Source organism: Aeromonas sp. HMWF015, assembly GCF_963878965.1.
GTDB lineage: Bacteria > Pseudomonadota > Gammaproteobacteria > Enterobacterales > Aeromonadaceae > Aeromonas > Aeromonas veronii.
The window spans coordinates 1-9290 of the sequence record NZ_CAWNZT010000150.1; the positions used below are offsets into that span (position 1 = coordinate 1).

A 9290-nucleotide genomic window follows, 5' to 3' on the forward strand; every position below is an offset into this window, starting at 1 on the left:
TCGCGCCCTGCTGGCCCATCACTACGGGATTGCCCACTGGGACTTGCCTGCCGGTTACCTCTGCCCGCCTATCCCGGGACGGGTGGACTACCTGCACTGGGCTGCCGACCTGCTGGCCGAGAGCGCAGGCCAGCTCCCTACCGGCAAGGGGGTGAGGGTGCTGGATATCGGGGTAGGGGCAAACTGCATCTATCCGCTGCTCGGCTGCCGCGAATATGGCTGGCGTTTTGTGGGATCGGATATCGATCCGGTCTCGGTCAAGGCGGCCACCCTGCTGGCCAAGAGCAACGGACTCGGCAACCAGATTGAGTGTCGTTTGCAGGGTAACCCCAACCATGTGTTTCGCGGCATTATAGGGCCGAAGGAGCGCTTCGCTCTGACGCTGTGCAATCCGCCGTTCCATGCGTCGCTGGAAGAGGCGAGTAAGGGGACGGAGCGCAAGCTGCGCAATCTGGGCAAGGAGGTGACAGGCGCCCCTGTGCTCAACTTCGGCGGCCAGAAGGCCGAGCTCTGGTGCGAAGGCGGCGAGGCGGCGTTTCTGGCCAACATGATTGCCCAGAGCAAGGAGTTTGCCACTCAGTGCCTCTGGTTCAGCTCGCTGGTGTCGAAAAAAGAGAACTTGCCGGGGGCGAAAAAGGCGTTGAACCGGGTGGGGGCGCGTCAGGTACGGGTGATCGACATGGCGCAGGGCAACAAGGTGAGCCGGATCCTCGCCTGGTCCTTTCTGGATGAGGAGGGATTGCGTTGCGGCTGGTCGAGCGCGCGCTGAGTCCCCACCACAAGGCCCGATGAGGGCCTTTTTTCATGATGAGCCCCGCGAATTTCCCCTGCTGGCGGCATCTTTGGCAATCGATTTCCTCATTGGCAGATCGTGCTGGTTTACATGGTGTAAGTAGTTACTTCCGCCTTGGTACAGGTGTACGCCGAGATTTTTTTGCACTTACAGCTGAAACTTTAATAAAATAGGACTGGTTAGACCTCTTTACAGGCATTGAATCAAATAGGGATCGGTAGATGAAAGTTGTCGATTTTCTGAAGCGCAAGCGCGAAATTCTGGCGCAGCACCCCTTTGAGCTCAAGGATTGGCTCTCTCCGGCGATCCGCGACTACTGGCGTGAGTTTCAGCAAAAGGCACATCTTCATCCTTTGCTGGGGCGTGTGCTGGACTTGCAAGCCGAGTCCCAGAGCGAGCAGCAACAGGATGCTGCAACCGTGGCACAAGTAGCCAACGGTCAGCCTGCCGTGGCTCAGGAACCCGCTGTTGAGTTGGGGGCCGAGGCGGCCGAGCTCTATGCCGCCCTGCAGGCTCGCATTGGTGAAGAGACCCATGTCGGCGAGTGGCTGCACGTCAGCCAGCAGATGATCGATCAGTTTGCTGCAGTGACCGGGGATCACCAGTGGATCCACACCGATCCGGAGCGCGCGGCCGCCGAGTCGCCCTTCAAGACCACCATCGCCCACGGCTTCCTGACCCTGGCGCTGCTGCCGCAGTTGACCGGCTCGGTCGATGAGGCCACCCCCGAATTCCCGACCGCCCGCATGGTGGTGAACTTCGGGCTGGATCAGGTGCGTTTCCCGTACCCCATCAAGGTGGACAGCAACATCCGCGCCCGCACCAAGCTTGCCCGGGTCACCCCCATCAAGGGTGGGCTGGAGTTGCTCAAAGAGATCAAGGTTGAGATCGAAGGGATCCGCCGCCCGGGTTGCGTCATCGAGTCGGTGACCCGCATCTACTTCTGAGCTCCCTCATCGGTATGAATGGTGAAACGGGCCCGCTGTCGTGTGTAACGAACAGCGGGCCCGTTTTTTTTGCCTGTTTGCTGCAAGGGGTGAGGCGTCAGCCATAGCGCGCCGACCCCAGCTTGATATGACTCACAAAATGGTGCGCCGTGCAGTTAGCCAGCTCTCATTTTGGCGAGTTGGCCGCGTGAGGCGATAGCATGTTATGCCACTATTGGCTTCTTACTCCCGATCCTGGAGACAATAGTGCCCATCAATAACAAGATTATTCTGCCACTGCTGCTGAGCCTCACCATCCTGCTGATCCCGACCCACTGGATCCCGCTGGAGGGGATCACCGTCATCGAGCAGCGGGTCGTGGCCATTTTCGTGCTGGCCGCCCTCTGCTGGATCCTGGAGCCCATCCCTATCTTTGCTACCTCGGTGCTGATCATCGTGCTGGAGCTGCTGCTGCTCTCCGACAAGGGGCTCTGGTTCATGACTGCCGACAAGGCAGAGCCGGGCTTTGGTGAGCTGCTCAAGTCCACCGAGGTGATGGCGACGTTTGCCTCGCCGGTCATCATGCTGTTTCTCGGCGGTTTTTTCCTCGCCATTGCGGCGACCAAATACCATCTGGACGTCAATCTGGCGCGGGTGTTGCTGCGCCCGTTCGGTCAGGATCCCCGGATCGTCATGCTGGGGCTGATGTTGATCACCGCCACCTTCTCCATGTTCATGAGCAATACCGCCACCACCGCCATGATGCTGGCCATCCTTACCCCGGTGCTGGCGGCGTTCCCCGACAAGGATCCGGCCAAAATCGGCTTTGTGCTGGCCATTCCGCTGGCGGCCAACCTCGGCGGGATCGGAACTCCCATCGGCACTCCGCCCAACGCAGTGGCCCTCAAATACCTGACCGGCGAGCATGCCATCTCGTTCGGTCAGTGGATGGGATTTGCGGTGCCCTTTGTGGTATTGCTGTTGCTGCTCGGCTGGTTTCTGCTGGGGCGCTTCTTCCCGAGCACCCTCAAGCGGATGGATCTCAAGATTGAGGGGCGCTTTATGCAGACCCCTCGCGCCTGGGTGGTCTACCTCACCTTTATCACCACCATAGTGCTCTGGCTACTGGGGGATCTGCACGGCATGAGCTCCTATGTGGTCGCCATGATCCCGGTGGCGGTGTTCCTGACCACCGGCATCATCACCAAGGACGATCTGCACAAGATCTCCCTCGACGTGCTCTGGCTGGTCTCGGGCGGTATCGCGCTGGGGTTGGCGCTGGAGGACTCAGGTCTGGCCGAGCGGCTCATCACCCATATTCCGTTCCACGAATACTCCACGCTGGCGGTGCTGGTCGGCGCCTGCCTGCTGGCGGTGGTGATGGCCAACTTCATGTCCAACACCGCGACCGCCAACCTGTTGTTGCCACTGGTGGCGGCGCTGGCGGTCAGCATGCCGGAGCTGGCCGAGTGGGGCGGCAGCCACACCCTGATCCTGGCGGTCACCATCTCGGTCTCGCTCGGGATGTCGCTGCCCATCAGTACCCCGCCCAATGCGCTGGCCCACGCCACCGGTCTGGTGGAGAGTCACCAGATGGTGCGCATCGGCGTCATCATGGGGTTGGTCGGCACCCTGCTGGCGATGGTATGGATCTACCAGATTGCCGCTTGGGGGCTGATCTAGCGAGCCTGTCGGCCTGAAGCAAAGAGGGGTTGATTTGGATCCTCTTTGCGTGTTGGGGTGGGGGGGCTAGAAACTGGCGCCAAGGCTGAGCAGGTGTCTTAGTTCGCTTTCCCGGGGTTCCGGGCTGCCTGTGTCGACAAGGATGTCAGCATCTTCCCAATCCAGCTCACTCGACCAGGAGAGGCGCAGATGGTCGTTGAAGTAGTAGCGCAATCCTATGCTGCCTTTCAGATCCTGATTACGGGTGAAATAGGGGGAGGCTTGTGCCAGATATTTCAGGTAGCGCCCCTGGCTGAACAGCTCCATTTTCTCCTGCCAGAGGGAGAAAGGTTGGCGATAATCCCAGTTAAAACCGGCGAAGGGGTAGTCAATGACCCGTTCACCCAGAAAAATCTTGGGAACCTCGCTATCTTCACGGAAGTAGAGTCGGCTTAATCCCCCTTGGGCCATCAGCTCCAGTCGGCGGCGTTTGTCGTTCCAGAAGCGGTAGCCAGGCCCCGAGCCATAGTCCATGTAGAGATAGCGATCTTTATCCAGCATGTCATATTCGGCATCGAGTGAGGTGCGCAAGAACCACTGCTGGTTGAAGAAGTAGTCCAGCGTAGGGTTGAGCTGATAATCATGGCTGTCGGTGACGTTGTCAGCGGTCTCATAGGTATATTCACCGGAGAAGCTGTAACGCCAGTCCAGATTGGCCAGCTCGCTTTTCCACTTGAGGTTGACGTTGTTGGTCTGCTTGTCATTCTGTTTGAGTTTGACATTGAGATCGCCGCTGCCGGTCCAGAGCCAGGCGTTGCGTTCATCCTGGTCATCCTCGAACAGCTTGAGCCCACCCTTTGCCGTTTCCTTGGGTTTGTCCTCTTTATCGATGCGCCAGCGTTTGATGGCCTCCCGCTGGACGGTGACTGCGCCGCTGTAGGGCAGGGCGATGCGCACCGACTGTTCGGTCACCTCCTCGATGTTGCCGGTCAGACGATCGCCATTGTTCATCCAGAGAATGTCCTTGGCCCACAAGGAGTGAGAGGCCAACAGGAGTAGGAGGGGCAGGAATTTCATGAGGTAAGGTGACTCCGGTGCGAATCGGGCGCTGGTGACTTAGCCACTGACAAGTTGGCTGCTGATGGGGCGGGGCAGGCCATTTTTGCTCTCCAGCGCCGCCGTCACCTCATCCTGCATCACATCAGGTGCGCTGATAAAGCTCTCTACGGCCGGTGATAGCATCAGCGGGGCGCCATTTTCAAGCTCCTCTTCGGTGCGGGAGAGCGGGGAGTGTACCTCCAGCCAGCGGCGACCATCCGGTTCGATGGCTACCTTGACCGGTTGATTGATGACCCGTACCGGCGTGCCGATCGGCACAATCTTGAACAGGGCCTCGATATCGTCAGGTCGCAGCCGGATGCAGCCAGCGCTTACCCGCAGGCCAACGCCAAAATCCTTGTTGGTACCGTGGATCAGGTAGTCGCGTTTGCCATAACCAAGGCGCATGGCGAACTTGCCGAGGGGGTTCTCCGGGCCGGGGGGCACCACGGCGGGCAGGGTGATCCCTTTTTGCTCCAGCCAGGATTTGCGCACCATGGGGCCGGGCACCCAGGTCGGGTTGGGATTCTTCTCGATGACCGTCGTGGTCATCTCGGGTGTTTCACGGCCGATATCACCAATCCCGATGGGCAGCACGATGACCTCGCTCTTCCCTTTGGGGAAGTAGTAGAGACGCAGTTCGGGCAGATTGATGACGATCCCCTCGCGAGGCACATCAGGCAGCAGCATCTGGGTGGGAAGCGTCAAGCGGGTACCCGGCTTGGGTAAATAGGGATCTACACCCGGATTTGCCTCAAGCAGCGCCAAAAATCCAATTTGCGTATTTTTGCCAACCAGTTCCAGATGTTCATTCTGCTGGATGATGTAATCCTCCAGCTCACCGATAAGGCGACTCCCGGCAGGTGGCAGCGGGTAGCGTTGGGCCTCTGCCGGCGCGGCGCAGAGCAGGATCGCTGCCAGTAGCATGGAAAGGGCGGGCGTTAAGGTTAGGGGCTTGAGTTTCGGCAATCGCATAAGGAGATCCATCAGTTCAATCGGGGCGGAACATCATCAATACAGCCGCCAGGATGGCGCGATTGTTCCTCAATCAGCCCATGATTACCAGCTTGCCGCGCACAAGCAATGATGTGGGGATACATAGGAAACCTGCCAAAATTGGCATCACCCATAAATTTGAGCGCCAAGCAGGAAAAAGAGGCGCCTCCTGGCAATGGGGGAATATCACGATATGGATAATGGCCGGGTGTGCGAGAGGGTTAATGGCGGGTGGATGCAGGGTGGCCTGGCAACGCGAACAGCACGCGCCGCATTGTGAGCCTGCTCCCAGATATCTGATTCAGCCATTTGATATCTAAGAAATTTTTATTGCATCCTCGGCCCTGCTTGGGTAAAACTCTCTCCTCACGGAGAGATGCCGGAGTGGCCGAACGGGATTGACTCGAAATCAATTGTGGCAGCAATGCCACCCAGGGTTCGAATCCCTGTCTCTCCGCCACACACCAAGCCCAACCTATTGATTAGGTTGGGCTTTTTCATTCGCTTTATTTTATGGTATGCCATTCAGTATGCCATTTGATGTTGGCTGCCATACTACCCGAATGGATTACATTGAACATCGATCCAGTCTGGTGTCCACGTATTGATGATGTTTCCCTCTCTTAGTGATTATATCAACCAAGGCAACGTAGCCTTGGCGCTATCCGAGATAGCTCCCGCTAGCTCCGGCCTATTTTCCAATAGGTGTTGACTAAGCAGCTCGATCACCAGCATTGCACTGATCTTGGAGTGAAATGAACCTGCAGTCAGTGGACCTTCCGGTTTAGCTGCAACAAGCAACTGATCAGCCTGTGTCGCGAGCGGACTGCGACTGGTGTTACTGAGTACTATGATGCTAGCTCCATGCTCTTTGCCGAGTTGTACCGCATGAAGCAGGTCTTTGGTCGAACCCGAGCTGGAGACCGCTATCACCACATCCCCCGGTTTCAGGCTAGTCGCGTTCATCGCGGCTCGATGCATATCACTGAACTGTTGGGCGGATATACCCATACGCAGTAAACGATAAGCCAGGTACTCCCCGATAATCGCACTCGCAGCAACACCATAGATCTGGATCTGGCGGGCCTTCTCCAATAGTTCGGCGCTTTGTAAGAGTGCCTGCTGGCTGACCAAGGCCCCAGTATCACGCAATGCCGCCACACTCTCTTCAATTAGAGTGCTGAATGCACCGGTCGCCGATGCTTGAGGTTGGCTGGCTTGTTCCTGCTGGGTTTCCAGAGCCAGCGCCATTTTGAATTCAGTATAGCCACGACAACCCACACCACGGCAGAGGCGAGTCACGCTGGCTTCGCTGGTGCCACTCTCACGGGCAAGCTCGGTGATGGTCAGGTAGAGCACGCGCTGGGGTTGTTCCAGCACGAATTGTCCCAACCGCTGCAGGGTCTGGCTGTATGTGGCGAGTTGATGGCGAAGCAGCAAGAGAACACGTGGTGCTTCTACAGGTTGATTCAATGGGAACTCCTTCGGAGGGGAGAGGATTCAGACTGCCATGATTTTAACGCGATTCACGCTATGAATGTGAGAGCGGTCACGGCATGAAAATAATTATCATGACATTTAAGTTTGATTGGTAAAAATTACCATAAATGTAATTCACTCGTGGAGATTTTTATCATGTCACTGTCCGAGAAGACGGGAAGCAGCCCGTTTTTCGAAAAGGCGCAGCGTTTTGGCAAATCATTTATGTTGCCCATCGCCGTCTTGCCTGCTGCAGGGTTGTTACTGGGGATTGGTGGCTCGCTCTCCAATCCGAACACGCTGGTTGCCTATCCATTCCTTGATGTGCCGTGGTTACAGGGGCTGTTTATGTTGATGGCCGATGCCGGTGCCATTGTGTTTGCCAACCTGGCGGTACTGTTTGCAGTGGGGGTTGCAGTGGGGCTGGCCCGCTCTGACAAGGGGACTGCCGGTCTCTCTGCGTTGCTTGCCTATCTGGTAATGAATGCCAGCATCAGCACCTTGCTCAAGCTCTCCGATACCCTGGCGAGCGGCAATCTGGGAGCGGCAGGTCAAGGGATGGCGCTCGGGATCCAGACGCTGGAGACCGGCGTATTCGGTGGCGTGGTGGTCGGGCTGATGAGCTATTGGCTGCATAGCCGCTATAACAAGGTGCAACTGCCGCAGTTTTTGGGCTTTTTTGGCGGTTCCCGTTTTGTGCCTATCGTCTGTTCACTCGCGGCCATCGTGCTGGGGTGTGTCATGTATGTCGTCTGGCCCCATTTCCAGAAGCTGATCTTCGGGATAGGTGGGCTGGTCGATGCCACCGGTTATCTTGGTACCTTCATCTACGGCTTTGTGCTGCGGATGCTCGGTCCATTTGGTCTGCACCATATCTTCTATCTCCCGTTTTGGACCACCGCACTGGGTGGCAGCGAGCTGATCAACGGTCATCTGGTGGAAGGAACCCAGCGCATCTTCTTCGCGCAGTTGGCTGATCCCAATACGGTGCAGTTCTATGAGGGCACGGCCCGCTTCATGTCCGGCCGTTTTATCACCATGATGTTTGGTCTGCTGGGCGCATGTCTGGCGATTTATCACTGCGCTCGACCCGAGAACAAAAAGCGGGTGGCAGGCCTGCTCATCTCGGCTGCCCTGACTTCATTCCTGACCGGGATCACTGAACCTATCGAGTTTTCATTCCTGTTTATTGCACCGCCGCTCTATGTGTTGCACGCCTTCTTCGATGGTCTGGCATTCATGCTGGCGCACATGCTCAACATCACTATCGGGCAAACCTTCTCCGGTGGCTTTATTGATTTCATGCTGTTTGGTGTGTTGCAAGGCCAAGCTAAAACCAACTGGATGCTGGTTCCGTTGGTGGGCATTCCCTGGTTTTGCCTCTACTACCTTTCATTCCGTTTCATGATCCAGCGCTTCAAGTTCAAAACACCGGGACGCGAAGATCAGCAGGAAGAGACAACGGAAGCTGTCGGCGCCGATCGTGCCAAAGCCATCATCATCGGGCTTGGCGGCGCGACCAACATCAAGGATGTGGATTGTTGTGCGACCCGGTTGCGCGTCTCCGTACATAACGGGGAGAGCGTCAGTGAAGGCCTGTTAAAGCAGACTGGGGCACTTGCAGTGATCACCAAGGGCAATGGCATTCAGGTTATCTATGGCCCGCATGTCACCATTATCAAGAACGAGATCGAGGAGTTATTGGGAGCATGAGTTGTACAATGCTGAACCAGTTCAAAGGCAAGTTAATCGTTTCCTGTCAGGCGCTGGAAGATGAACCGCTTCACAGTGACTTCATCATGGGCAAGATGGCACTGGCAGCAGCCCGTGGTGGTGCCAGTGCTATACGGGCAAACAGCGTGGTGGATATCAAAGCCATCAAGCAGGAGGTCTCTTTGCCAGTCATTGGGATCCTCAAACGGGATTATCCAGGCTCTGATGTCTATATCACCGCAACGATGCAGGAAGTAGATGAGTTAATGGCTGCAGTACCCGAGATGATTGCGATTGATGCCACATTCCATCAACGTCCCGATGGACTGACATTGGCTCAGATGGTGGAGGCAATTCGCGCACGCTATCCACAGTTACTGCTGATGGCCGACATCGCAACCGTGGAAGAGGCACAGCATGCAGAGGTACTGGGCTTTGACTGTATCGGCACGACGCTTCATGGTTACACAGCCGAGACTCAGGGCCACAAGCTTTATGACAATGATTTTGCCTTTCTGCGCTCTGTGCTTGAGGCGGTCAATAAGCCTGTGATTGCGGAAGGGAACGTCAATACCCCACAAATGGCAGCCCGTTGCTTGCAGTTAGGGGCTCATGCCGTCGTT

At 56.8% G+C, this 9290-nt stretch carries 8 protein-coding genes and 1 tRNA gene; 6 read left to right on the forward strand and 3 right to left on the reverse strand.

The genetic code is table 11. The annotated features are described in order from the left end of the window. From rlmF to AACS18_RS07745, 3 genes are all read left to right on the forward strand, one after another. The coding region (gene rlmF, locus AACS18_RS07735) for a 23S rRNA (adenine(1618)-N(6))-methyltransferase RlmF (protein ID WP_108612149.1) at positions 1-769 on the forward strand (769 nt) is incomplete at its 5' end. Between the two features lie 245 nt (positions 770-1014). After that, positions 1015-1740: a MaoC family dehydratase gene (locus AACS18_RS07740; protein ID WP_019445964.1), complete on the forward strand. Its 726-nt coding sequence runs from the start codon at positions 1015-1017 to the stop codon at positions 1738-1740. 246 nt (positions 1741-1986) lie between these two features. Continuing rightward, positions 1987-3402, forward strand: coding sequence for an SLC13 family permease (locus tag AACS18_RS07745; protein ID WP_005353291.1), 1416 nt, complete (start codon positions 1987-1989; stop codon positions 3400-3402). Positions 3403-3468: 66 nt separating this feature from the next. Here AACS18_RS07745 and AACS18_RS07750 read toward each other — a convergent pair whose 3' ends face one another. Then, positions 3469-4458: a DUF481 domain-containing protein gene (locus AACS18_RS07750; protein WP_108612150.1), complete on the reverse strand. Its 990-nt coding sequence runs from the start codon at positions 4456-4458 to the stop codon at positions 3469-3471. A gap of 39 nt (positions 4459-4497) precedes the next feature. Beyond that, entirely contained in the window at positions 4498-5406 is a 909-nt protein-coding gene (locus AACS18_RS07755; protein ID WP_258228679.1) for a L,D-transpeptidase family protein, read from the reverse strand. 439 nt (positions 5407-5845) lie between these two features. Between AACS18_RS07755 and AACS18_RS07760 the strand changes: the two genes are divergently transcribed. Continuing rightward, positions 5846-5935 (forward strand) — tRNA-Ser (locus AACS18_RS07760). A 170-nt stretch (positions 5936-6105) separates the two neighbouring features. Here the strand turns inward: AACS18_RS07760 and AACS18_RS07765 are convergent. Continuing rightward, positions 6106-6948: a MurR/RpiR family transcriptional regulator gene (locus AACS18_RS07765; RefSeq protein WP_219927961.1), complete on the reverse strand. Its 843-nt coding sequence runs from the start codon at positions 6946-6948 to the stop codon at positions 6106-6108. A 162-nt stretch (positions 6949-7110) separates the two neighbouring features. Between AACS18_RS07765 and AACS18_RS07770 the strand changes: the two genes are divergently transcribed. Beyond that, the gene (locus AACS18_RS07770) at positions 7111-8667 is read left to right on the forward strand and encodes a PTS transporter subunit EIIC (RefSeq protein WP_108612152.1); all 1557 of its coding nucleotides are present in this window, start codon (positions 7111-7113) and stop codon (positions 8665-8667) included. An 8-nt stretch (positions 8668-8675) separates the two neighbouring features. Then, positions 8676-9290: N-acetylmannosamine-6-phosphate 2-epimerase (locus tag AACS18_RS07775; RefSeq protein ID WP_219927962.1), on the forward strand; the 615-nt coding region annotated here is incomplete at its 3' end.

Bases quoted from the DNA above. Each gene is read 5' to 3' on its own strand.
- AACS18_RS07740 (WP_019445964.1), top strand. From the start codon at position 1,015: ATGAAAGTTGTCGATTTTCTGAAGCGCAAGCGCGAAATTCTGGCGCAG.
- AACS18_RS07750 (WP_108612150.1), bottom strand. From the start codon at position 4,458: ATGAAATTCCTGCCCCTCCTACTCCTGTTGGCCTCTCACTCCTTGTGG.
- AACS18_RS07755 (WP_258228679.1), bottom strand. From the start codon at position 5,406: ATGCTACTGGCAGCGATCCTGCTCTGCGCCGCGCCGGCAGAGGCCCAA.
- AACS18_RS07770 (WP_108612152.1), top strand. From the start codon at position 7,111: ATGTCACTGTCCGAGAAGACGGGAAGCAGCCCGTTTTTCGAAAAGGCG.